This window comes from Allobosea sp. TWI1241, from assembly GCF_039673065.1.
Lineage (GTDB): Bacteria > Pseudomonadota > Alphaproteobacteria > Rhizobiales > Beijerinckiaceae > Allobosea.
Map to the genome: position 1 here is coordinate 109,515 of NZ_JBDJKW010000009.1, position 22,801 is coordinate 132,315.

24 protein-coding genes and 2 tRNA genes are annotated in these 22,801 nt (G+C 69.4%); 19 read left to right on the plus strand and 7 right to left on the minus strand.

Features of this window, described 5'->3' with window-relative positions; translation table 11 throughout:
* Positions 1-4 precede the first annotated feature (4 nt).
* From ABE438_RS13275 to ABE438_RS13290, 4 genes are read left to right on the plus strand one after another with little or no spacing between them, the layout of a single operon-like run.
* Positions 5-376 carry a hypothetical protein gene (locus ABE438_RS13275; RefSeq protein ID WP_346503107.1) on the plus strand — a complete coding sequence of 124 codons (372 nt, stop codon included), beginning with the start codon at positions 5-7 and terminating at the stop codon, positions 374-376.
* Between the two features lie 6 nt (positions 377-382).
* Positions 383-682, plus strand: coding sequence for a hypothetical protein (locus tag ABE438_RS13280; protein ID WP_346503108.1), 300 nt, complete (start codon positions 383-385; stop codon positions 680-682).
* A gap of 42 nt (positions 683-724) precedes the next feature.
* A complete protein-coding gene (locus ABE438_RS13285) occupies positions 725-1,633 on the plus strand; it encodes a glycosyltransferase (RefSeq protein ID WP_346503109.1) in 909 nt (302 codons plus the stop codon).
* Entirely contained in the window at positions 1,630-2,688 is a 1,059-nt protein-coding gene (locus ABE438_RS13290) for an acyltransferase family protein (RefSeq protein WP_465248612.1), read from the plus strand. Before ABE438_RS13285 ends, ABE438_RS13290 begins: the two co-directional genes overlap by 4 nt.
* Here ABE438_RS13290 and ABE438_RS13295 read toward each other — a convergent pair.
* Positions 2,660-3,268: a CatB-related O-acetyltransferase gene (locus ABE438_RS13295; protein ID WP_346503195.1), complete on the minus strand. Its 609-nt coding sequence runs from the start codon at positions 3,266-3,268 to the stop codon at positions 2,660-2,662. The two genes, ABE438_RS13290 and ABE438_RS13295, sit on opposite strands and share 29 nt — an antisense overlap.
* A gap of 106 nt (positions 3,269-3,374) precedes the next feature.
* Entirely contained in the window at positions 3,375-5,216 is a 1,842-nt protein-coding gene (locus ABE438_RS13300) for a hypothetical protein (protein ID WP_346503110.1), read from the minus strand.
* Between the two features lie 306 nt (positions 5,217-5,522).
* On the opposite strand from ABE438_RS13300, the gene ABE438_RS13305 reads away from it, so the two are divergent.
* The 6 genes from ABE438_RS13305 (at position 5,523) to ABE438_RS13330 (ending at position 8,731) form a co-directional block, all read left to right on the plus strand.
* Positions 5,523-5,993, plus strand: coding sequence for a DUF192 domain-containing protein (locus ABE438_RS13305; protein ID WP_465248616.1), 471 nt, complete (start codon positions 5,523-5,525; stop codon positions 5,991-5,993).
* Between the two features lie 171 nt (positions 5,994-6,164).
* Positions 6,165-6,560 carry a PRC-barrel domain-containing protein gene (locus ABE438_RS13310; RefSeq protein WP_346503111.1) on the plus strand — a complete coding sequence of 132 codons (396 nt, stop codon included), beginning with the start codon at positions 6,165-6,167 and terminating at the stop codon, positions 6,558-6,560.
* A 168-nt stretch (positions 6,561-6,728) separates the two neighbouring features.
* Positions 6,729-7,904: a CFI-box-CTERM domain-containing protein gene (locus ABE438_RS13315; protein ID WP_346503112.1), complete on the plus strand. Its 1,176-nt coding sequence runs from the start codon at positions 6,729-6,731 to the stop codon at positions 7,902-7,904.
* Between the two features lie 288 nt (positions 7,905-8,192).
* Positions 8,193-8,269 (plus strand) — tRNA-Pro (locus ABE438_RS13320).
* A gap of 36 nt (positions 8,270-8,305) precedes the next feature.
* Positions 8,306-8,611: an ETC complex I subunit gene (locus ABE438_RS13325; RefSeq protein WP_346503113.1), complete on the plus strand. Its 306-nt coding sequence runs from the start codon at positions 8,306-8,308 to the stop codon at positions 8,609-8,611.
* 43 nt (positions 8,612-8,654) lie between these two features.
* Positions 8,655-8,731 (plus strand) — tRNA-Arg (locus ABE438_RS13330).
* Positions 8,732-9,034: 303 nt separating this feature from the next.
* On the opposite strand, the gene mazG is transcribed toward ABE438_RS13330, so the two are convergent.
* Positions 9,035-9,874, minus strand: coding sequence for a nucleoside triphosphate pyrophosphohydrolase (mazG, locus tag ABE438_RS13335; protein ID WP_346503114.1), 840 nt, complete (start codon positions 9,872-9,874; stop codon positions 9,035-9,037).
* Between the two features lie 66 nt (positions 9,875-9,940).
* On the opposite strand from mazG, the gene arfB reads away from it, so the two are divergent.
* On the plus strand, positions 9,941-10,360 hold the full coding sequence (gene arfB, locus ABE438_RS13340; RefSeq protein ID WP_346503115.1) for an alternative ribosome rescue aminoacyl-tRNA hydrolase ArfB: 420 nt from the start codon (positions 9,941-9,943) through the stop codon (positions 10,358-10,360).
* A complete protein-coding gene (locus ABE438_RS13345; RefSeq protein ID WP_346503116.1) occupies positions 10,353-10,895 on the plus strand; it encodes a regulatory protein RecX in 543 nt (180 codons plus the stop codon). The genes arfB and ABE438_RS13345 overlap by 8 nt, the downstream gene beginning before the upstream one ends.
* Positions 10,896-10,977: 82 nt before the next feature.
* Here ABE438_RS13345 and ABE438_RS13350 read toward each other — a convergent pair whose 3' ends face one another.
* Positions 10,978-11,958, minus strand: a complete 981-nt coding sequence (locus ABE438_RS13350; RefSeq protein ID WP_346503117.1) for a Bug family tripartite tricarboxylate transporter substrate binding protein — start codon at positions 11,956-11,958, stop codon at positions 10,978-10,980.
* 232 nt (positions 11,959-12,190) lie between these two features.
* Between ABE438_RS13350 and mce the strand changes: the two genes are divergently transcribed.
* From mce to queA, 6 genes are all read left to right on the plus strand, one after another.
* Positions 12,191-12,595 (plus strand): methylmalonyl-CoA epimerase, encoded by a 405-nt coding sequence (gene mce, locus ABE438_RS13355; protein WP_346503118.1) that lies wholly within the window; start codon positions 12,191-12,193, stop codon positions 12,593-12,595.
* 15 nt (positions 12,596-12,610) lie between these two features.
* Positions 12,611-12,841, plus strand: coding sequence for a DUF1467 family protein (locus ABE438_RS13360; protein WP_346503119.1), 231 nt, complete (start codon positions 12,611-12,613; stop codon positions 12,839-12,841).
* A gap of 449 nt (positions 12,842-13,290) precedes the next feature.
* Positions 13,291-13,848 carry a peptidylprolyl isomerase gene (locus ABE438_RS13365; RefSeq protein ID WP_346503120.1) on the plus strand — a complete coding sequence of 186 codons (558 nt, stop codon included), beginning with the start codon at positions 13,291-13,293 and terminating at the stop codon, positions 13,846-13,848.
* A 7-nt stretch (positions 13,849-13,855) separates the two neighbouring features.
* Positions 13,856-14,452 (plus strand): hypothetical protein, encoded by a 597-nt coding sequence (locus ABE438_RS13370; protein ID WP_346503121.1) that lies wholly within the window; start codon positions 13,856-13,858, stop codon positions 14,450-14,452.
* On the plus strand, positions 14,452-14,919 hold the full coding sequence (locus tag ABE438_RS13375) for a peptidylprolyl isomerase (RefSeq protein WP_346503122.1): 468 nt from the start codon (positions 14,452-14,454) through the stop codon (positions 14,917-14,919). Before ABE438_RS13370 ends, ABE438_RS13375 begins: the two co-directional genes overlap by 1 nt.
* A 159-nt stretch (positions 14,920-15,078) precedes the next feature.
* Positions 15,079-16,164 carry a tRNA preQ1(34) S-adenosylmethionine ribosyltransferase-isomerase QueA gene (gene queA, locus ABE438_RS13380; protein WP_346503123.1) on the plus strand — a complete coding sequence of 362 codons (1,086 nt, stop codon included), beginning with the start codon at positions 15,079-15,081 and terminating at the stop codon, positions 16,162-16,164.
* A gap of 54 nt (positions 16,165-16,218) precedes the next feature.
* Here queA and ABE438_RS13385 read toward each other — a convergent pair whose 3' ends face one another.
* On the minus strand, positions 16,219-16,683 hold the full coding sequence (locus ABE438_RS13385; RefSeq protein WP_346503124.1) for a peroxiredoxin: 465 nt from the start codon (positions 16,681-16,683) through the stop codon (positions 16,219-16,221).
* Between the two features lie 204 nt (positions 16,684-16,887).
* Between ABE438_RS13385 and ABE438_RS13390 the strand changes: the two genes are divergently transcribed.
* Entirely contained in the window at positions 16,888-20,394 is a 3,507-nt protein-coding gene (locus tag ABE438_RS13390) for a hypothetical protein (RefSeq protein ID WP_346503125.1), read from the plus strand.
* Positions 20,395-20,462: 68 nt separating this feature from the next.
* Here the strand turns inward: ABE438_RS13390 and tyrS are convergent, their stop codons facing one another.
* Complete coding sequence (gene tyrS, locus ABE438_RS13395; RefSeq protein ID WP_346503126.1) at positions 20,463-21,704, minus strand: tyrosine--tRNA ligase; 1,242 nt, start codon at positions 21,702-21,704, stop codon at positions 20,463-20,465.
* 147 nt (positions 21,705-21,851) lie between these two features.
* The gene (locus ABE438_RS13400) at positions 21,852-22,523 is read right to left on the minus strand and encodes an alpha/beta hydrolase (RefSeq protein WP_346503127.1); all 672 of its coding nucleotides are present in this window, start codon (positions 22,521-22,523) and stop codon (positions 21,852-21,854) included.
* Positions 22,524-22,801 lie beyond the last annotated feature (278 nt).

The following is a 22,801-nucleotide window of genomic DNA, read 5'->3' on the forward strand; positions in this document are numbered from 1 at the left end:
CCCGATGACCGGCCGGTTCGTCCTGCGCCGCCTGGCGCCCGCTCTGCTGCTCGCACCGGCGCTGTCGGCCTGCGTCGCCACCTCGGGCAATCCGAGCGCGACGCGGGCGACCGCGCTCGCCGAGGTCGTCTCCCGCGCCGGCGCCTGCAATGCCGGGCGCCCGCGCGCCAACACGCTGGAGCGTTTCCTCCAGGCCGAGCGCGAGCACGGCGCCACGCCCGAGCAGATCGCCCGCGCCCGCTCCGCCTATGTCGCGGTCTCGGAAGCCGAGACGATCAACCAGTCGGTCAAGCCGCAGGGCTGCACGGCGGAGGAGCGCGCGACCTTGCGCCAGCGCATGATCGCGGTGCGCGCAGGCGAATTCGGAGCGCTCTGACGAGCCATGCCGCGCCCGCGCTTCGTCACGGCGTGCCTGCCCGCCTGCCTGCTCGCCGGCTGCACCTCCGTGGCCGGGCCGGCGCCGGGCACGGTCGAGTTCCGGGCGGCGCAGGTCTCGCGCGCCTATGATTGCGGCCTCAGGGTCGACCGCGCCGGCGTGATCGCCGGCCTGCCCCAGGCGGAGCGCCGCCGCTTCGTCCTGGCCAACGCCGCCTACGCGGTGAAGTCCTACAACGCGCCCAAGCGCTGCGAGAGCGGCGAGCGCGAGACGCTCCAGCTGGCGCTCCGGCCGGCCCGGCGCTGATTTCCGCTTGCCTGCCCGGCCCATCCCGCGCACATGCGCAGCATGATGTCCCGCGCCGCCGAGATCACCGCGATCGTCGTCTCCTTCGACAGTGCGGCCGTGCTGCCCGCCTGCCTCGCCGCGCTGGCGGCGGAGGGCGTTCCCGCCATCGTCGTCGACAATGCCAGCGGCGACGGCTCGGCCGAGATCGCCGAGCGGGCCGGGGCGACGGTGCTGCGTAACGCCCGCAACGAAGGCTATGGCCGCGGCAACAACCGCGGCGTGCGCGCGGCGACGACGCCCTTCGTGCTCATCGTCAATCCCGATCTCGAGATCGCGCCGGGCGCGGTCGCGGCGCTGCTGGCGGCGGCCGAGGCCTATCCCGACGCGGCCGCGCTGGCGCCGCGCATCATCGAGCCCTCGGGCCGCGTCTTCCTGCAGCCGCGCTCGCTGCTCTCGCCGCCGCATCTCAACCTGCCTGGCCGCATGGTCCTGCCCGAGGGCGATGCCTGCCTGCCATTCCTCTCCGGCGCCTGCCTGCTGCTGCGTCGCGAGGTCTTCCTCGGCCTCGGCGGCTTCGATCCGGCGATCTTCCTGTTCTACGAGGACGACGATCTCTGCCGCCGGCTGCGCGATGCCGACCACGCCCTCGTCCATGTCGATGCGGCGAGCGCCCGCCACGGGCGCGGCCGCTCGACCGCGCCGTCGCCGCAGCGCCGCTTCACCGCGCGCTGGCATCTGGCCTGGTCGGAATACCATGTGCGGCGCGCCTACGGCCTGCCGCTGCCGGGGTTAGGGCCGATTGCCACCAACCTGCTCAAGGCGGCGGGCTATGGGCTGATCGCCAAGCGCGACAAGATGATGGCGCATGCGGGCTCGGCCGCCGGCGCGCTCGCGGCGCGCCGGGGCCAGAGCGCGCTGGCGCGGCAGGGCCTGGACACGGCGCCGGAGCAGGGGGGCGAGGCATCGTGACGGACCTGTTCCGGAGCGCCAACGTCGCCGACGGGCTGGCGGCACCGCACAATCATTTCGGCCTGCTGCGCCTGCTGCTGGCGCTCGCGGTGGTGGTCTCGCATGCGGTCAGCGTCACGACCGGCCATGTCACGGACGAGCCGCTGGTCGCCTCGACCGGCTTCTCGCTCGGCGAACATGCGGTGAACGGCTTCTTCGGCATCTCGGGCTTCCTGGTGACGATGAGCTTCGCCCAGCGCGGCTGGCGCGACTATGTCGTGGCGCGTGCGTTGCGCATCGCGCCCGGCCTGATCGCGGCGACGCTGGTGGTCTCGCTGCTGCTCGGCAGCGCCTTCACCCGCATGGATCTCGGCGCCTACCTCGCCGATACCGAGCTATGGCGCTTCATCTGGCGCACGCTGACCACCTTCAAGAGCTCTGCGCCGCTGCCCGGCGTGTTCCAGGACAATCCGCTGCAGTTCCCGATGGGGACGGTGTGGACGCTGAAATACGAGACGATCTGCTATGGCGGCGTGCTGGCGCTGGGGCTCGCCGGCCTGCTGCTGAACCGGCGCCTGGCGCTGCTGGTCTGGGCGCTGCTGGTGGTCGCGACCATCGCCCGCGAGGTCGTCGACGCCGAAGGGCCGAAATCGGTCGAGACAATGCTTCGCCTGCCGCTGATCTTCTATACGGGCGGGCTGATCTATCTCTGGCGCGAGCGGGTGCCGCTCTCGCTGGCGGGCCTCGCCGTCGCGATGGTGCTGACGGCGCTGCTGTCGGCGACGCCAGCCTACAAGGCGGCGCTCTATGTCGTGACCGCCTGGGGCGTGCTGGTGCTGGCCATGGCGGCGGTGCTGACCGGCTGGCGCAGCGAGCCGCCGGCCGATCTCTCCTATGGCGTCTATCTCTATGGCTGGCCGATCCAGCAGAGCTTCGTCGCCCTGTTCCCGACCGCGGCGGCGCTGACGCTGTTCCTGCCGTCGCTCGTCGTGACCGTCCTGGTCGCGGCGGCCTCCTGGTACTGGGTCGAGAAGCCGGCGCTCGGCCTCAAGCGCCGGCTGATGGGCCGTCGCTGAGCGCGGCGACGAAGGCGTCGACGCGGTCCGACATCAGCAGGGGCAGCAGCGGCGCGATCCGCTCCGGCGGCAGATCCCACCAGCGCGTTTCCAACAGCCGCTCGATCTGCGCCTCCGGCAGGCGCAGGCGCACCAGCCGGGCGGGATTGCCCGCGACGATGGCATAGGGCGGCACGTCGCGCGTGACCACGGCCCGTGCCGCCACCACGGCGCCGTGGCCGATGCTGACGCCGGACAGGATCATCGCCTGCGAGCCGAGCCAGACGTCATGGCCGATCGTCACGTCGCCGCGCGTGGCGTCGTGGCCGGTCATGCCCTTCGCCTGCGGAAACAGGCCGGGGAGAGCGGGGAAGGGATAGGTGGTGATCCATTCGGTGCGGTGGTTGCCGCCGAGCAGGATCTCGACCTGGTCGGCGATCGAGCCGTAGCGGCCGATGGCGAGCCGCGCGCCGCTCTCCGGGAAGCGGACCTTGGGCCGCCCATAGGTATAGGCGCCGACCGCGATCTGGCCGGGGCGCCGGGCGATCAGCCTGGCGAGATGCAGCCTGGTCTGGTTATGCGGATTGACCCAGCGGCTCAGAAAACGGCGAGGGCCGGTCGGGAGACCGGCCCACCAGCGCTGGAGGGCGTCCGGACGCCAGGCGGCGTCCGGTGCGATCGAAGGATCGGCTGGCAACGAGGCTCACTCACTTCGCGTCGGCGGAGATGTCCACCTTATCGAAGATCTGGCTCGGCTCGTCCACGGTGATCACGTCGGCGAGGCCGAGGCCCGTCGGCGCCTTGGCGGTCGCCTTGACCGAGAGCGTGCCGGGCTTGGCGACGAAGCGGGCGACGGCATTGGCGAGCGCCTTGGCGCCGTCCGACGGGCCGAGGATTGAGGCCAGGCCGAGGCTGGCGATGGCGCCGTACTGGGCGCGGACCTCCTCGGGCTTGCTTCCGGTCTTGCGCGCCTCGTTGGCGATCAGCTTGTCGGCGAGGCCGGTGTTCTCGACCTTGATGTCGAGCGACTTGGCGCTGGCGCCGAGCAGGGCGACCTGGGCGAGGGCGAGATCGCCGGAGAAGACCTCCTTGCCGATATTGCCGAGCGTGCCGGTGGCGCTGATGCTGCCCATGCCGGCGCCGCCGATCGAGAGCGTGCGGATCGCCAGCTCCTTGGTCGCCTCCTGCCAGCCGAGGTCGAGCCCGGCCGAGAGGTCGAGGACCTTGTAGCCCATGGCGAGCAGGTCGCGCGCGGCCGGGTTGGTCGGGCTCTCGACGACCGGCACGGTGAGGCGGTCGATGGTCAGGCCGAGGCTGGTCGGGATGCCGTTGAGCTGCTCGCCGGCCTTGATCTCGAAGGTGCCGAGCCCGATCTGCATCGGCTCGCCGGCCGGGCGGCCGCGCTTTCCGTCCTGCGGGACGGTCATCGAGATACCGGAGAGACGCACCTTGCCGAGCTTCGGAATGAAGCGGCGATAATCCGCCGTGCTCCACGAGAAATCGGGCTGCGAGAGCGAGGCCGTGATGTCGTTCAGCACGTTGCCGAAGGAGAAACCGGAATAGCCGATCGAGTCGATCGAGCCCTTGGCGCCGCCGGCGGCAAAGCGCATGCCCTCGAGGACGAGACCGGACTTGTCGGGCGTCTCCTCGCCGAAGGCGATGCGGGCGAAGGAGAACGACACGGCCTCGGGCTTGGCGCCGGGCTTCGGCGGGGCCTTCATGTCCATGACGAGATCGCGCATCTCGCCGCTGCCGTAGTCGAAGGCCTGCAGCAGGCCGAACAGCGCGGTGGCGAGCTTGCGGTCCCGCTCGCGGGTGACCTCCGGCTCTTCCTTGCTGTTGAGGTCCTTCGCCGCCTTGTCGGCCTGCTCGCCGAGGACGACGATGTCGGTCATCGCCTCGCTGAGCGGCACGGCGGTCGGGCGCCCCTTGAAGTCGCGGATGGTGTTGCGGCCGCCGGTGATCTTGCCGGACTCGCCGAGATCGAGCGCATAGCCCTCCTGCTCGAAGCGGCCGAGCAGCACCGCCATCGGCGCCTCGGTGCCGGGCGCGGCCTTCTCGCCGAAGACGCGGGCGATCTGGGTGAGGTCGAGCGTGTCGAAGCTGGTGCGCTTGATCTCGCCGGTCATCGGGTTGGGCCCGCCCTCGACCTTGATGCTGCCACCCGTCGATTCGCCGCGCGCGACGCGGCCGGCCTTGATGTCGCTGAAGCGGATGTCGCGATAGGTCGTGGTCTGCTTCTGCGTGCCGAAATCCTGCACCATCACCAGCGCCGGGGCGGTGATCTCGCTGGCGTCGAGCTTGCCGAGGCGGGCGACGGCGCTTTCGCCGCTGCCGCCCTGGACCAGAGCGAGGAAGCCGGCACGGTCGAGCGAGGTGCCCTTCACGTCGAGGCGCGGGAAGCTGAGGCTGAACTTGCCGAAGTCGAGCCGGACATTGTCGAGCTGGAGATCTGCGGCCGCCGCCGGGCCGGCGAGGCTGAAGAGGACGAGGCCCGCTGCGGGCAGCAGGCGAATTCCAAGCAGGGGATGGCCGGCCGGACGTGACATAAGAATCTCCTGAGACAAGGCACGGCGCCCTGTGCTGGTGATGCCAGGGCGCCACCCGGCCCTTGTCGGCGCGAGAGGCGGTTTCGCCGTGGCGGCCGCCGATCGTCCCGGCGCAGGGCGCGCGAAAGCGGCGGACCCTGACTCACCCGCGCGGCGAAAGGAAGGCCTGTGATGCGCCGCGGCATGCGCTTGACGTAGGCGCGCGCGATCGTGCCTTTGACGGGAGGCCGTCGCCGCGCCCGAACCGCGCCGCACGAGCCTTGCGAGACGAGGATGGAGGGCAGGCCGATGCGTGCTTCGGGGCTGATGCGGGGATTCTGGGCCACGATGATCGCCTGTGTTCTGGCCGGGCTCGCGCCTGCGCAGATGCAGGCCAAGCAGCCCACGCAGCCCGCCGGGCTGGAGACGCTGACGATCGTCGCCAGCGGCGGTGCCCGCCACGATTTCCAGGTCGAGGTGATGCGCACGCCGGAGCAGCGGGCGCGCGGGCTGATGCACCGCCAGTTCCTGCCGGCCGACCGCGGCATGCTGTTCGATTTCGAGCGCAGCGAACCGGTGGCGATGTGGATGGAGAACACCTTCATCCCGCTCGACATGCTGTTCATCCGTGCCGACGGCTCGATCGCCCGCATCGCCGAGCGCACCGAGCCGCTCTCGCGCCGGACGATCCCCTCCGGCGAGCCGGTGCTCTCGGTGCTGGAGATCAATGGTGGCCTCTCCGAGAAGCTCGGCATCCGCGCCGGCGACCGGGTGGAGCACCCGCTCTTCAAGCGGTGAGCCGATCCCGCTGGAACGGGTATCGCGCATTCCGACGCGTTGAAGCGTTCAGACTCCGCCCATCGCCTCTGAGCGGTCGAGGAACAATGTCGCGGCATCTGCATTGATCACCGCCACCACGTGGTCGCCCAGAACAGCCTGGGATGAAACCAGCAATGCTCGAGGCCTACCATGCGCATCACTGCCGCAACCCTTGCCCTGTCGCTGATGGCCGGGGCCGCCTTTGCCCAGTCGGCGCCGACGCTGGCCCAGCCTCCCGTCTTCACCGAGGTCAATCAGGCCTCTGCCCTCGGCAGCAGCCTCAAGGGGCTCAACGTCCTGAATGCCGGCGATGAGAAGGTCGGCGAGATCGAGGATGTCGTGGTCGTCGGCAACACCCTGGCGTCCTACATCCTTTCCGTCGGCGGCTTCCTTGGCATGGGCACGCATTATGTCGCCGTCAGCCCGAATTCGATCGCCATCACCTGGGACGAGGCCGACAAGAAGTGGAATGCGCGCGTTAACGCGACGAAGGAACAGCTCAAGGCTGCGCCGCAGTTCAAGTATGAAGGCCGGTTCGCGAAGTAGTCCCGACCGACCAGTCACTCGAAGACCTCGCCCCGCTGGCTCCGGCCGGCGGGGCTTTTCGTTGTTTCGGTGCCCATATCGTCACGATACCTCGCCTCGGGAGATTGCGGCGTTCGGCTGGCGTCGACGCGGCTTCCCCCATACGGGGCGTGTGCGATCCATTTGATCATGGCAGTCGTCACGGCGGTGGGGATGCGTGGCGAGGGCGAGCTGGCGATGGCACATGTGACGAGGCGGGAGGGGCTGATAGCAGTGGCGTCGGGCTACACTCTTCCGTTCGTGCCGGCAAATGCGGCTGCGTCGCAGCGCTGTGTGGTTTCGCGAGATGGTGACGGATGGCAGACGTCCCTTGAGCTCCTGCGGCCTTCCCGCGAGGAAAGGGAGCTGAAGCCGGAGGATATGCTGGTCCGCCTGGTCGTCGCTCACGGCGACGTGGAGGGCAATCTCGTGACGCCGACGCGACCCGAAATGGGTCTCCGGCTGACGCTGCTGCGGAAAGCCAACGAGTTCGCGAAGGCCGAACTACGGGTATCGCCCGATGCGTATACCGGCCGTTCCGTGCATGCCATCACATCGCCGCGTCAGCGCAGCCCGAGCCGCGTTGATTACTGGCCGGTGATCGAGAAGCAGAAGCGGGGCGGCCTGCAATTCGGCCTGGAGCACAGGGATGGCGATCGTCCCTATTTCACTATGACACATGGTGACGGGCGCTGGGTCCGCTTCGAGGGCGAGTTCGAACTGTGGGGGCCGCAATCGACCCGGAATGCGTTGATCCGAAACCTCGACCGTAACCACCGCCTGATCACTGCGCGCTTCGAAGTGTCAGAGTTGGGGCCTATCAATCGGGCCGTGTATTTCCTGCGACATGGACGCCGGATCGATCTCGAATCGGGAGTCATCCGACAGTCCGGCGACCGGATCGCACTGTGCCGCAGGTCGGTGTCCACGCTTGGTTTCGACGACATGTTTCGCAGCATGCAGGACGAATTCAACGCGCGGGGACCAAATTTCGATCGAGGAAAATGCCGCGCGCAAGGGTGTTTCCTGACGACCGCCTGCTGTGTGGTGATGGGTCGGCCGGATGACGGCTTCGAGCTGACGACACTGCGCGCGTTCCGCGACGGCTGGCTCCTTCGCCAGCCATCCGGACGAGAGGTTGTCGCCGAGTACTATGCGCTTGCACCGGCAATCGCCGACGCATTGATGGAGGACCCGGAGGGCAGGCGGCGACTCCGCGCGCTGTACTGGCGGACGATCCTGCCATGCGTCGCGGCGGTGAAACTGGGCCTCAATAGCCTCGCCTATCTCTTGTATCGCCGCATGATCACCCGCTTGGCCTCATAGCCGGCCTTGACGCTCGGTGGGCTAGGTTCAGGCCTGCTGATGGACTGGGCGTCGTCAAGGGGACGTGTTCGAGGCCAGGTGGTCCCGGGGGCCGTACTCAATCTAAGATTCCTCCCAGCCATCGCCATGTACGGGAGGCGGGGACAACCGCGGAACCACGAGGGGAAATTGCAGGCGGCATGATGTTCCCATCCGTCTCATTCGGTGCTATTGCGTTGCTCGCCGCGCGGATGGACGAGCGTCTTGGTGCGGTAGTTTCCGAAGTACCCAGAGGTACTTAGGGGCTTGCGGGGTATAGCGCAGCCCGGTAGCGCATCTGCTTTGGGAGCAGAGGGTCCCAGGTTCGAATCCTGGTGCCCCGACCAGCTCGGAAGACCCATGCCTGCAAAGGCGAGAGAGTGATGACGGCACGCATCTACAGCCCCGCGCGCACCGCGATGCAGTCCGGCACGGCCAAGACCGGCCGCTGGCTGCTCGAGTTCGAGCCCGAGCGTCCGCGCGAGGTGGAACCGCTGATGGGCTGGACCTCCTCGCGCGACATGAAGAGCCAGCTGCGCCTGTGGTTCGACACGCAGGAGGAGGCGGTGGCCTATGCGACGCGCAACGGCCTCGCCTATCGCGTCGAGGAGCCGCACCAGCCGCGCCGCCGCACGCTGTCCTATTCCGACAATTTCCGCTTCAACCGCGTCGGCCAGTGGACGCATTGAGGCAGGCCGGCGCAGCCCGCCTCGCGGCGGCGCCGACAGTTACGGGCCCGTAGCTCAGCTGGATAGAGCAGCAGCCTTCTAAGCTGCTGGTCGCAGGTTCGAATCCTGCCGGGCTCGCCATTGATTTCATTGCGGAAACTCCGCTTGTTCCGTGCTGCATTCTGACAGGCGTGCTGCCGGTCATTCTGACTTTTGGCCGTTGCCCGTTCGCGCGGCGCGGAGATTCCGGGCGCCATTGACGACCTGATTCATGGTTTTCTTGACGTAGCAGGGCAGCTCTTTCGAAGAGGCCTGGGTTCACTGAGTCAGGATTTGGCGGTCGGTCATGTCGGCAGCTCAGGTCTCGTGCAAACGCGCACGATCCGACCGTCGTCCTGCGCTGCAAAAGCTCTGTAGAGTGCCGAATCTGGGCGAGGCCGGCGCCTAAGCCGGCTCTCCGCGATCCAGCCGCTTGGCGCGCTGCCAGAGCGATTCCATCTCGCCGAGCGAGGCCTCGGCCGGCTTGCGGCCCTCGGCGGCGAGCGCGGCCTCGATGCTGGCGAAGCGGCGCTCGAACTTGGAGTTCGCCGCGGCGAGGCAGCCTTCCGGGTCGGCATCGACATGGCGGGCGAGATTGGCCACGGCGAAGAGCAGATCGCCGATCTCCTCGGCCACCGCTTCCCTGTCGCCGCCGGCGAGGGCCTCGTCGACCTCGGCGGTCTCCTCGCGGATCTTCTCCAGCACCAGCTTGGCGTCGTGCCAGTCGAAGCCGACCGTCGAGGCGCGGGCCTGCAGCTTCCAGGCGCGGGTGAGCGCGGGCAGGGCGGGCGGCACCCCGGCGAGCACGCCCTGGGCCTCGGCGGGCTCGGGCAGGCCGGCGCGGCGGCGCGCCTCGGCCTTGTCCGCCTTCTCCCGCGCCTTGATCTGCCCCCAGAGCGCCTTGACCTCGGCCGGCGACAGGCCGCGGGCGTCGCCGAAGACATGCGGATGGCGCCGGATCAGCTTGGCGGTGATCGCCTCGACCACGTCCGGGAAGGCGAACGCGCCCTGCTCCTCGGCCATGCGGGCATGGAACACCACCTGGAGCAGCAGGTCGCCGAGCTCGTCGGCGAGATCGACCATGTCGCCGCGGGCGATCGCATCGACGACCTCATAGGCCTCCTCGACCGTGTAGGGTGCGATCGAGGTGAAGTCCTGCTCGAGATCCCAGGGGCAGCCCGTGCCCGGCGTGCGCAGGGCCGCCATGATCTCGATGAGGCGGGCGATGTCGCGGGACGGTTGCAAGGTGCGGGGCTCCTCGGAAGGCGGCCGGATCGCCGCGCGTCCGGCCCGATGCTATAGCGTCCTCCCATGATTCAAGTGACGCCGTCCATCGCGATCGACGAGGGCCTGATCGAGGAGAGCTTCGTGCGCGCCTCCGGTCCGGGCGGGCAGAACGTCCAGAAGGTCTCCTCGGCGGTGCAGCTGCGCTTCAACGCCGCCGCGGCCGAGCTGCCGGAGCATGTGCGGGCGCGGCTGCCGGCGGTCGCCGGGCGGCGGATGACGCAGGACGGCGTCATCGTCATCGTGGCGCAACGCTTCCGCGACCAGCTGCGCAACCGCGCCGATGCGCTCGAGCGCCTGCTGGCGATCCTGCGCGAGGCGGCGCATCGCGACAAGCCGCGGCGGCCGACCCGCGCCACCTATGGCTCGCAGCAGCGACGCCTTGCCTCCAAGGCCAAGCGCGGCAAGGTGAAGAGCCTGCGCAGCGGGAAGCCGGGGGATGACTGAGGCGCCGCCCCGTCGCGAGCGGCCGGCGCCGAAGCCGGTCACCGCCGACCGCCTGCGCCGGGCGGCGCTCTATTATCTCCAGCGCTATTCCAGCTCGGCCGAGCAGCTCAGGAGCGTGCTGAGCCGGCGCGTAGCGCGCAGCTGCCGCCATCACGGGCAGGACCCGGCCAGCTTCGAGCCGGTCGTCGCCGAGATCGTCGCGGGCTGCATCCGCTCGGGGCTGGTCGACGATGCCCGCTTCGCCCAGGCGCGCGCCGCGACGCTGCGGCGCAAGGGCCGCTCGGCCAGGGCCGTCTCGGCCGGTCTGGCGGCGAAGGGCGTGGCGCGCGAGCTCGTCGCGGCGACGGTGTCCGGCGGCGAGGCGGAGGAACTGGCGGCTGCGCTGATCGCGGCGCGCCGCCGCCGGATCGGCCCCTGGACGCCGCCAGGCCGCGAGCGTGATCGCCAGCGCCAGCTCGGCATGCTGCTGCGCGCCGGCTTCGCCATGGCCATCGCCCGCCGCATCGTCGACGCAGCGGACGAAGACAGCGTCTGAGCCGGCGCGACGGCGACCGGTCGCGGCGGATCGCGGGGCGGCAGGTCGGCTTGACCCTTCGCGCCCCGCGCGTTGCTCCGGGTCAGTTGGCCCGGACGTCGGCTTCCTTGACCACCTTGCCCCAGCGGTCGACCTCCGCCTTGACGAAGGCGGCGAAGCTCGCGCCGTAGACATCGGGGATTTCCGAGCCGTTCTTGGCCCAGACATCGCCGATCATCTTCGAGGCCAGCGCCTTTTTCAGCTCGTCCTGCATGCGCTGGACGATCGGGGCGGGCGTGTTCTTCGGCGCCCACATCGCATACCAGGTCGAGACCTCGTAGCCCGGCAGCCCGGCTTCGGCAGCGGTCGGCACGTCCGGGATCGCCGGGTTGCGCTTGGCGGAGGCCACGGCCAGCGCGCGCAGCTTGCCGCCGGAGATCTGTGCGGCGGAGGAGCCGAGCCCGTCGAAGGCGAGGTCGACCTGGCCGGCGATGAGGTCCTGCATCAGCGGCCCGGCGCCACGATAGGGCACATGGGTGAAGTTGGCCTTGGAGAGGATCTTGAACAGCTCGCCGGCGAGGTGGTGCGTCGTGCCGTTGCCGGCCGAGCCGTAGTTCAGCTTGTCGGGATTCTTGCGGCCGTACTCGATCAGCTCCATCAGGGTCTTGGCCTCGACCTTGCCCGGATGGACGACGACGACCTGCGGCGGCTGCGAGACGATGCCGATCGGGATGAAGTCGGTCAGGATATCGTAGTCGAGCTTGGGATAGAGCGCGGGCGCGATGGCATGGTGCGCAGCGCCGATGAAGAAGGTGTAGCCGTCCGGCTCGGCCTTGGCGGCCGCGGAGGCGCCGACCGTGCCGCCGGCCCCTGCGCGATTGTCGACCAGCACGCGCTGGCCGAGCTGCGCCTCGATCTGCGCGGCGAGCGGCCGGGCGAAGGCATCGGTGCCGCCGCCGGCGGGGAAGGGCACGATGAAGCTGATCGGCTTCTGCGGCCAGGCCTGGGCCTGTGCCGGGGCGGCGGGCGCGAACTGGACGAAAGTGGCGAGCGCGAGCGCGCCCAGCCAGGCGGTTCTGAGCATCGAAATCCTCCCAAATGGTGCGGGCGGCTCTGTCGGCCCCTGTGCCCGCGAGCCGGCGCGAACGGCCGGTCCCGGCACGGATTAGCGCATCGCCTCCCGGAAATGGCAAGACGCGCGGCCCTGCTGCGCCGACCGCCGGTTCCGCGCCGCTGTGACATCGCGCAGCGGCGCCGCGGCCTTTCCTTCCGCCGCCGCACGGCGTACCGGTTGGGCGCCCCAGCGGAGACCTGCCATGATCGGACGCCTGAACCACGTCGCCATCGCCGTGAAGGACCTCGCGGCCGCGACCGCGCTGTATCGCGATACGCTGGGCGCCCGGGTCTCGCAGCCGCAGCCCGAGCCCGATCACGGCGTGACCGTGGTCTTCGTCGAGCTGCCGAACACCAAGATCGAGCTGCTGGAGCCGATGGGCGCCGATTCGCCGATCGCCAAATTCCTCGAGCGCAATCCCGATGGCGGCATCCACCACATCTGCTACGAGGTCGAGGACATCCTGGCGGCGCGCGACCGGCTCAAGGCGTCGGGCGCGCGGGTGCTCGGCTCGGGCGAGCCGCGCATCGGCGCGCATGGCAAGCCGGTGCTGTTCCTGCACCCCAAGGATTTCTGCGGCGCGCTGGTCGAGCTCGAGCAGGTCTGAGGGGGAGGACGCGGCATGAGCATCGGCGGCGGCATCGCAGTCTATTTCGTGATCTGGTGGACCGTGCTCTTCGCGGTGCTGCCCTTCGGTGTCCGCAGCCAGGTCGAGGCCGGCGAGGTGGTGCGCGGCTCGGAGCCGGGCGCGCCGCATGTGCCCGGGCTCCGGAAGAAGGTCGTCGCGACCACGATCGTCGCGAGCATCGTCTTCGTGTTCGTCTGGTATATGTGGACCTGGCTGGACATCTGAGCGGGGGCAGGGCGCAGGGGAACGCACGCCGCGGCCGGGGCGTACCAAGTAACCGTTTTCAGTCGCGTGATGAGATAAACGTCAAAACAAAAGGCAAGGCTTTCGCCTTGCCTTGGAAGTCTGTTTTTTTACCGCAGTATCGGCACGCCATTGCTGAAGGGGTGCTCGTCAATACTAGGCGGGCGTTTGTTCCTCCCGAGACCTGGTCCGCGTCACCCGTCAATTGATGGTCGGGCGAGCCAGCGAGATCATGACTAGCCGATCAGATTGGGCTTGTCACCTGTTTAGGCACGTCAGGCCCGAAGTTTTTGCACAATAGTTCCAAAGTGCTCTTGTGCAGTGCAATATCATTCTCCTCGCCTCTGCGGCATGCCTTGTTCCGGCCAAAGGATACCGCTAGTCGGAAGGCCGGAGCCTCGGGCCGGTCCGATGGCCAGGAGATGATGACGATGCACCGCAAGCTGTTCGCAGCCCTTGTCTTTTCCGCGTCCTTCGGCCTCGCGGGCCTGCCCGCGCAAGCCCAGGCGCAGCTCGATCCGCAGAACACCGTCGTGCTCGAGACCAAGGACGGCAAGGTCACGATCCGGCTGCGGCCCGACCTCGCCCCCAAGCATGTCGCGCAGATCAAGGCGCTGACCAAGCAGGGCTTCTATGACGGCATCGTCTTCCATCGCGTCATCGACGGCTTCATGGCCCAGACCGGCGATCCGACCGGCACCGGCACCGGCAAGTCCCAGCTGCCGAACCTGCCTGCGGAATTCACCCAGACGCCCTACAAGGTCGGCTCGGTCGGCATGGCCCGCTCCTCCTCGCCGGATTCGGCGAACTCGCAGTTCTTCATCTGCTATGAGGGCTGCGGCCCGCTGACCGGCCAGTACACCCTGTTCGGCGAGGTCGTCTCCGGTATGGACGCGGTCCGCAAGATCAAGAAGGGCTCCGGCCAGGGCGGCATGGTGTCGAGCCCCGACAAGATCATCAGCATGCGCCTGCTGGCGGACGCGAAGTAGGCGCGCGATGCGCCGCGCCGCGGTCCTCGCGGGGGGACTATGCCTGCTGGCCTCGGCCGCGCTCGCGCAGCAGACGCGCGATCTCGGCCTGCCGCCGGCTTCGGGCTCGCAGAACCCGGTTCTGCCGCCGCCCTCGGGGTCGCAATATCCGGCCCTGCCGCCGCCCTCCGGCCAGCGCTATGTCCCGGGCGTCGGCGGTCCCTTCGGCGAGGATGGTCGCCGTTCGCCCGGGCGCGGCCCGCGCGGCGGCGTCGAGGGCGGGTTCACCAGCACCATCGACGCCTCGACCCCGCCGGCCCCGGCCGGCGAGGTCGATGACGCGGCGCAGATCGGCGCCGCGATCCGGGCCTGCTGGTCGCCGCCCGGCGGCGGCGAGGGCGTCGGTTCGGCGCGTGTGCGCTTCAGCCTGCGCCGCGACGGCACGCTCTTCGGGCAGCCGCGCGTGATCTCCGGCCGCGACGCGGTCTTCGATGCCGCCGCGGCGGCCGCGATCAGGCGATGCACGCCGCTGAGGTTGTCTGCCCGGTTGGGAGAGGTTATCGCAGGCCGCCCGATCATCATTCATTTCAACGGCCACGCGCCGAACAGCGAAAGAGAGCCCTGATGTCGCTCGATCCCGAAAACACCATCGTCATGGAGACCACCAAGGGCCGCGTGGTCATCAAGCTGCGTCCCGACCTCGCCCCCGGCCATGTCGAGCGCATCAAGCTGCTCGCGCGCGAGGGCTTCTATGACGGCATCGTCTTCCATCGCGTCATCGACGGCTTCATGGCCCAGGTCGGCTGCCCGCACGGCACCGGCACCGGCGGCTCGAGCTATCCGGACCTGAAGGCCGAGTTCAACGCCGAGCCGCATGTGCGCGGCGTCTGCTCGATGGCCCGCGCCCAGAACCCGAACTCGGCCAACAGCCAGTTCTTCATCGTGTTCGACGACGCCCGCTTCCTCGACAAGCAGTACACCGTCTGGGGCGAGGTCGTGGAAGGCATGGACAATGTCGACCGCATCAAGCGCGGCGAGCCCGTGCGCGATCCCGACTCGATCGTCTCGATGAAGGTGATGGCCGACGCCTGAGCGTCGTCCGAACCGGCAGGGCCGGCCCGCGCGGCCAGCCCTGCAGCGTGACCTCGCGGGTCACGCGCTCGATCCCGGGTCGGCGCCAGTCGTCCCGGGATATGTCGTTTCGGCGCGGCCGTAGGGCCACGCGCAGTGCCAGCGGAGCCTCGCGGCGCAATGGATGTCGGCCTCTTCGATTTCGCACTGCCCGAGGAGCGGATCGCGCTCAGGCCGGCCAGCCCGCGCGATGCGGCGCGCATGCTCGTGGTCACGCCCGGCACCGAGCCGGAACTCGCCGATCGCGGCGTGCGCGACCTGGTCGGCCTGCTGCGGCCGGGCGACGCGCTGGTGCTCAACGACACCAAGGTGATCCCCTCCAGGCTCTACGGTCGGCGCCATCGCGGCGAGAGCGCGGCGCGCATCGAGATCATGCTGCACAAGCGCGAGGAGGCCGATCTCTGGCGCGCCTTCGCGCGGCCGGCCAAGAAGATCGCGCTCGGCGAGGATGTGGTCTTCGATACGGACGGCGCCGGAAATGCCTGCGAGCTGATGCGCTTGCGCGCGATGGTGGAGGAAAAGGGCGAAGGGGGAGAGGTGCTGCTGCGCTTCTCGCTCGCCGGCGCCTATCTCGACGAGGCCATCGCCCGGCTCGGCGAATTGCCGCTGCCGCCCTATATCGCCGGCAAGCGCGCGACGGATTCGGCCGACGCCGCCGACTACCAGACGACCTATGCCCGCGAGGAAGGCGCCGTCGCCGCTCCGACCGCAGGGTTGCACTTCACCCCGGAGCTGTTCGCGGCGCTGGGGGCGCGCGGCGTCTCGCGGCATTTCGTGACGCTGCATGTCGGTGCCGGCACCTTCCTGCCGGTGAAGGCGGAGGATACCGACGATCACCGCATGCATGCCGAATGGGGCACCGTCTCGCCGGCGACGGCCGAGGCGCTCAACGCGGTCAAGGCGCAGGGCGGGCGCATCGTCTGCGTGGGCACCACCTCGCTCAGGCTGCTCGAAAGCGCGGCGGGCGAGGACGGCGTGCTGCGGCCCTTCTCGGGCGATACGGCGATCTTCATCACGCCGGGCTACCGCTTCCGGGCGGTCGACCTGCTGATGACGAACTTCCACCTGCCGCGCTCGACGCTGTTCATGCTGGTCTCGGCCTTCTCCGGCCTGGAGACGATGCAGCGCGCCTATGCCCACGCGATCGCCGACGGCTACCGCTTCTACTCCTATGGCGACGCGTCGCTGCTGGCGCGGGCGGGCTGACCGGCACGGAGCAGGGTGCCGGCCAACACTGCGTGCCGGCCGGCGTGGGGCGCCCTATAGCGCCTCGGCGGCGAGCAGAACCTCTTCGGCGTGGCCCTTGACCTTCACCTTGCGCCAGATGCGGGCGATCTTGCCGTCGCGATCGATCAGGAAGGTGCTGCGGTCCACGCCCATATAGCTGCGGCCGTACATGCTCTTCTCGACCCAGCTGCCATAGGCCTCCAGCACCGTGTGTTCCTCGTCCGCGACGAGGTCGATGTCGAGCGCGTACTTCGCCTTGAAGCGATCGTGCCGCGCGACCGAATCCGGCGAGATGCCGACGATCACCGTGTCGGCGGCGGCGAAGGCCTTGCGCAGGCGCGTGAAGTCCAGCGCCTCGTTGGTGCAGCCCGAGGTGTCGTCCTTCGGATAGGCATAGAGGACGACTTTCCGCCCTTTCAGCGCGGAAAGGGTCAGGGTGCCGCCGCCCGCGAGCGGGAGCGTGAAATCCGGGGCCGCGCTGCCTTCGTTCAGGACCATGTCCGCCTTCCTTTGGTCGAGATCGCCCCCCAAGGGCTGGCTATCACATAGGGGCCTGCCGCGCCTCGCGCCAGAGAGCATGGAACGCGGCGTCGCCGAATCGGTTACGATCGTGGCCGGTTCGGGCGTTCCTCGCGGAACGGTTGAGTCTGCGGCCCGCGACGGCCGGTTCGTCCGCAACCCACGAAGAGAGCGATCGCATCGTTGAGCGAAGACGGCAGGCATAGCCCGGCACTTCCGCAGGCCGGCGAACCGGCCAGCGAGGCCTCGATCGTCGTGAAGCGGGCCTGGAAGGGCATCGTCACGATCGCCGTCGCCGTCACCGTCGCCATCGTCACCCTGGTCTTCGCCGGTGCGGTGCTGCTGGTGAACGGCTTCATTCCGCTCTCGGGCCTCGAAGGCCGCATTTCCTCGACGATCGAGGAGCGGCTCGGCCCGAACTGGCAGGTCTCGGTCGGCCAGGCCCAGCTCGAGCGCAAGGGCGGCCATGCCCGGCTCAGCGCCCGCCATCTCCTGTTCCGCCATACTGGTGGCGCCTCCTTCCAGGCGCCCGAGGCCTTCCTCGGCTATGATCCGATCTCGCTGCTGCGCGGCGACATCCGGCTGGTCTCGCTCGATCTGCGCGGCGTCGACATCAAGCTCGGCGTGAGACAGGACGGCGCGCTCGTGCTCGAGCAGAACGCCGAGCCTGCTGCCCCGGCGAGCACGCCCGTCGTCGGCGACCCCGCCGACTGGGACGCCTTCGCCGGCGTGATGAATGCGATCGGCATCCTTGCGGCGAGCGACGGCCTGCTTGGCTCGCTGGAGCGCGCCGGCATCGCCGGGGCGCGGGTCGCGCTGGTCGATCCGCGCGGCAACCAGCGCTCCGGCCTGGAGGATGTCGACATCTCCCTGGAGCGTGCCGGCAACGGCGTGGCACGGCTGAACCTGCGCGGCCGCCATGGCAGCCGCTGGAAGGATCTCGGCATCGACGTCAGCAGCGCGCCGGACGGCTCGCGCAGCGCCGTGGTCGATATCCGCCGCTTCGAGCCGTCGGAAGCCGTGGCGCTCGCCTTCGGCAACACCCGCGTGACGCTGGACGGGCTGGCGCTCGGCGGCAGGATCTCGCTGACGCAGACCCCCCAGGGCCAGCGCCGCATCGGCATGAGCGTGACGGTGGCGCCGGGCACGATCGACATTCCCAATTCGGAGATGAAGCCCTTCGCCGTCGACGGGGCGAAGCTGGACCTCGCCAGCGATGACGGCATGGCCTCCGTGCGCATCCTCGCGATGGAGCTGTCCGCCGGGGCGACGAAGCTGAGCACGAAGGGCGAGGCCCGCAACGAGAACGGCATCTGGCGTGTCGCGCTGGACGGCGCCGGACAGCTCGCCGGCGTGGATGAGCACGACAAGCCGGTCACCATCGACAGGCTGGACGGGCGCTTCGAGGTCGAGCCGGCGCTCGGCGAGCTGCGCATCACCCATCTGGCGCTGACCGGGCCGGGCCTCAACGTCGTCGGCACCGGCGAGGGCAGGCGGGTCGACGGCAAGGGCTCGCACGCCCTGCGCCTGCGCGCAGTCGACACCGACATGCGCACCGCGCTGGCGGTGTGGCCTGCCGTGACCTCGCCGGACCTGCACGCCGCGCTCACCGAAATGCTGAAGGGCGGCCACATCGAGGAGATCGATGTCGCGCTGACGATGACGCACGAAGCGTCGGAGCGGCTCGACCGCGGGCTGGGCATGGACGATGATGCCGTCGCGGTCCGTTTGAAGAGCTCGGGCGTCAGCTTCCAGCCCGATCCCGGCCTGCCGCTGCTGGTGGAGGCGCGCGTCGAGGGCAACGCGACAGGGCGCACCGCCCAACTCGTCATCCCGCAGGCGCGGGCCCAGCTCGGCGAGGGGCGCTTCCTCACGCTCTCCGAGGGCAGCTTCTCCGTGGCCGACACCTGGGCCAAGCGCCCGGACGCCAAGGTCGGATTCCGCGGCACCGGCACCGCCGATGCGCTGATGGCGCTCTTCGCCTTCCCGGCCCTGCGCGATCATGCGCCGCTGAAGGCCGATGCCGCGGCGCTGCGCGGCACGGTGGATCTGACCAGCCGGATCGCCCTGCCGCTGGTCAACGATGTCAGCTTCGAGGATGTGCAGATCGAGAGCACGGGCCAGTTGACCAATATTGCCTCCGACACGCTGCTCGGCACCGAGAAGCTCGAGGGCGGCAATCTCGCCATGACCTATGATCGCGGCCAGCTCACCATCCGCGGCGAGGGGCGCGTCGGCGGCGAGCGCGGCGCGATCGAACTGCGCCAGGACGCCAAGGGGCGCGGCGAAGCCGGCCTGACGATGACGCTCGACAACGCCGCGCGCCAGCGCCGCGGCATCGGCCCGGAAGCCGGCATCAGCGGCCCGGTGCAGGTCAAGGTGCTGCAGCCGCTCGGCCGCACGCCGGAGGCGCCGCCCCGCATCGAGCTCGACCTGACCCGCGCCGCGATCGCCGGCGCCATCCCCGGCTTCACCAAGCCGGCCGGGCGCCCCGGCCGCGCGAGCTTCACCTATGTCGCCGACAAGGACGGTCCCGATATCGAGGACCTGACCATCGACGCCGCGCCGGTGCTGGTGAAGGGGCGGGTCTCGCTCGACAAGCAGAACGCCTTCGAAAGCGCTTCGCTGACGCAGCTGCGCCTGTCGCCGGGCGACAATCTCAGCAAGGTCGACATCCAGCGCGACGGCTCGGCGACGAAGATCACCGTGCGCGGCGCGGTGCTCGACGCCAGGCCCTTCATCCGCGACCTGGTCTCGGCCCCGACGCCGGCGCGGGCCGCGGCGCGTGGCCGCGCCCGTGCGCCCGAGCCTGCCGGCCCGGATATCGAGATCGATCTCGACGTGCCGATCCTGACCGGCTTCAACAACGAGGCGATCGGCAACGCCCAGCTCAAGCTTTCGCGCCGCGGCGGGACGATCCGCTCGGTCGCCTTCGGCGGGCGCATCGGCAAGGCCGATATCAGCCTCAGGCAGGTCAAGCAGGCCGGCGCCGCGACGATCCTGCTGCTACAATCGGAGAATGGCGGCGCGACCCTGCGCTTCCTGGATCTCTACCGCCGGGCCTATGGCGGCGACCTCGTGCTGCAGCTCGGCGATGGCGCCAGCCAGGACGGCGACCTGATGATGCGCAATTTCGTGGTGCGCGACGAGCCGGCGCTGCGCCGCGTCACGGCCTCGCAGAGCCGCGCCCAGGCCTTCGACCGCACCGACCCGGCGCAGCCGCAGGCGCGCGTCGATGTCAGCGAGGTGCCATTCACCAAGATGCGCGCCGAATTCACCCGCAGCGACAGCCGCATCGACATCCGCGACGCGGTGCTCTGGGGCCAGCAGGTCGGCTTCACCATCAAGGGCAGCGTCGATTACGGCCGCGACCGCGTCGATATCGGCGGCACCTTCGTGCCGGGCTACGCCTTCAACAATGCCTTCGCGCAGGTGCCGATCGTCGGCATGATCCTGGGCGGCGGCGGACAGCATGGCGGGCTCTTCGCCGTCAATTTCCGCATATCGGGCGCGGCTAGCGCGCCGACCATGACGATCAACCCGCTCTCGGCGATCGCGCCCGGCATCCTGCGGCGCTTCGTCGATCCCCTCGGCGGCGCGCCGCTCGGGCAGAACGCGCCCGCCGCGACCGTGCCCGCCCCGCAGCAGGCGCCTGCGCCGATGCCACCGCCGCGCCCCGCGCGGCCCTGAGGCCGGCGGCACTGGTCCGTTTCAGTCCATGAGCAGGGCCGGCGCCCGAGGGCGCCGGAGGGCAGGCCTCAGACGGGCCGCAGCAGCACGTGCTTCTTCTTGCCGAAGGAGAGCTTCACCGCGCCGTCGACGAGATTGGCCGTCGTCAGCGTCGCGCGTTCGTCGCCGACCTGAACGTCGTTGACGCGCAGGCCGCCCGCCTTGACCTGTCGGCGGGCCTCGCCGGTCGACGGCACGAGGCCGGCGCTGACGAAGGCGCTGAGCACGCCGAGGCCGGCATCGAGTTCGGCAGCCGGCACGTCGATGCTCGGCAGGTCCTGCGCGGTGGCACCTTCCTCGAAGGTCTTGCGCGCGGTCTCGGCAGCGGCGTCCGCGGCCTCGCGGCCGTGCAGCAGCGCCGTGACCTCGGTGGCGAGCACCTTCTTGGCCTCGTTGATCTCGGCGCCGCCCAGCGCCGCGAGCCGCGCGATCTCGCCCATCGGCAGCTTGGTGAACAGCTTGAGGAAGCGGCCGACATCGGCGTCCTCGGTATTGCGCCAGTACTGCCAGAACTCGAACACCGGCAGCAGCTCGGCATCGAGCCAGACGGCGCCCGACGCGGTCTTGCCCATCTTGGCGCCGGAGGCGGTGGTGAGCAGCGGCGAGGTCAGGGCGTAGAGCTGGACGTCGGCCATGCGATGGCCGAGGTCGATGCCGTTGACGATGTTGCCCCACTGGTCGGAGCCGCCCATCTGCAGGATGCAGCCGGTACGCCGGTTCAGCTCGACGAAGTCGTAGGCCTGCAGGATCATGTAGTTGAACTCGAGGAAGGACAGCGACTGCTCGCGGTCGAGCCTGAGCTTCACGCTGTCGAAGGACAGCATGCGGTTGACCGAGAAGTGCCGGCCGACATCGCGCAGGAATTCGAGATAGTTCAGCCCTAGCAGCCAGTCGGCATTGTTGACCATGCTGGCCGCGCCGTCGAAGTCGAGATAGCGCGAGAACACCTTGCGGATGCCCGCCAGGTTCTCCGCGATATCCTCGACGCCGAGCAGCTTGCGCGCCTCGTCCTTGAAGGAGGGGTCGCCCACCATGGTGGTGCCGCCGCCCATCAGCGCGATTGGCTTGTGGCCGGTCTCCTGCATCCAGTGCAGCATCATGATCTGCATCAGATGGCCGACATGGAGCGAGCTCGCCGTGGCGTCGTAGCCGATATAGGCAGCGATCGGCCCCTTGGCGGCCCGGGCGTCCAGCCCCTCCGGATCGGAGATCTGGTGGATGAAGCCGCGCTCGTCGAGGGTGCGCAGGAAGTCGGACTTGAAGGCGGTCATGACGGGGCTCGATGGTTTGGCGGTGTTCGCGTCACGGTGTTCGCGTCATGGCCGGGCTTGGCCCGACCATCCACGTCTCGGCTGGTCGCAAGGTCGTCTGCCTGACGCACCGGCCCGCCACGGCAGCGAACCGGCGCGCGCTGGTGCTCAGGCCTGTTCCTGCTCGGTCTTGAGGATCTCGGGTCCGACCTTCTCGTCGAGATAGGTGCCGACCTGCTCCATCAGCTGCTCGACGCGGCCGTCGAAGAAGTGGTTGGCGCCCTCGACCACAGCGTGCTCGATCTGGATGCCCTTCTGGGTCTTCACCTTCTCGATGACGGCCATGACCTCCTTGACCGGCGCGACGCGGTCTTCCGAGCCGTGCACGAACAGGCCCGAGGAAGGGCAGGGCGCCAGGAAGGAGAAATCGTAGCGGTTGGCCATCGCGGCGATCGACAGGAATCCCTCGATCTCCGGGCGGCGCATCAGCAGCTGCATGCCGATCCAGGCTCCGAAGGAGACGCCGGAGATCCAGCAGCTCTTGGCTTCGGGATTGAGCGCCTGCATCCAGTCGAGCGCGGCGGCCGCGTCCGAGAGCTCGCCGGCGCCATGGTCGAACTGGCCCTGGCTGCGGCCGACGCCGCGGAAGTTGAAGCGCAGCGCCGAGAAGCCGCGATTCACGAAGGTGTAGAACAGGTTGTAGACGATCTGGTTGTTCATCGTCCCGCCGAACTGCGGGTGCGGGTGCAGGATGATCGCCAGCGGCGCGCCCCGCTTCTTGGCGGGCTGGTAGCGGCCTTCGATACGGCCGGCCGGTCCATTGAAGATCACCTCGGGCATCTGCTCTCGCCTCTTGCTCGGCCTCGCCGCCGAAAAACCGGTTGGAGCCGTGCCGGACCGAGGTCCGCAGGCCCGCCCGCCCTTGACGGCTACGCCGCTCGCACCCTAAATCAGGCGCTTAGAATGGTTCTAATGGCCGTGAACAAGACCGGAACGGAAGGGCGTCTCGCCGCTTGCCGCTCCGGGCATCGCGGCACGGACGCGCGGCTATAGCACGGCGGCGGGGTGCGATTTCAAGCATTTCGTGCCGGAGGCCAAAGGCGGCGCAGGGAAACGGG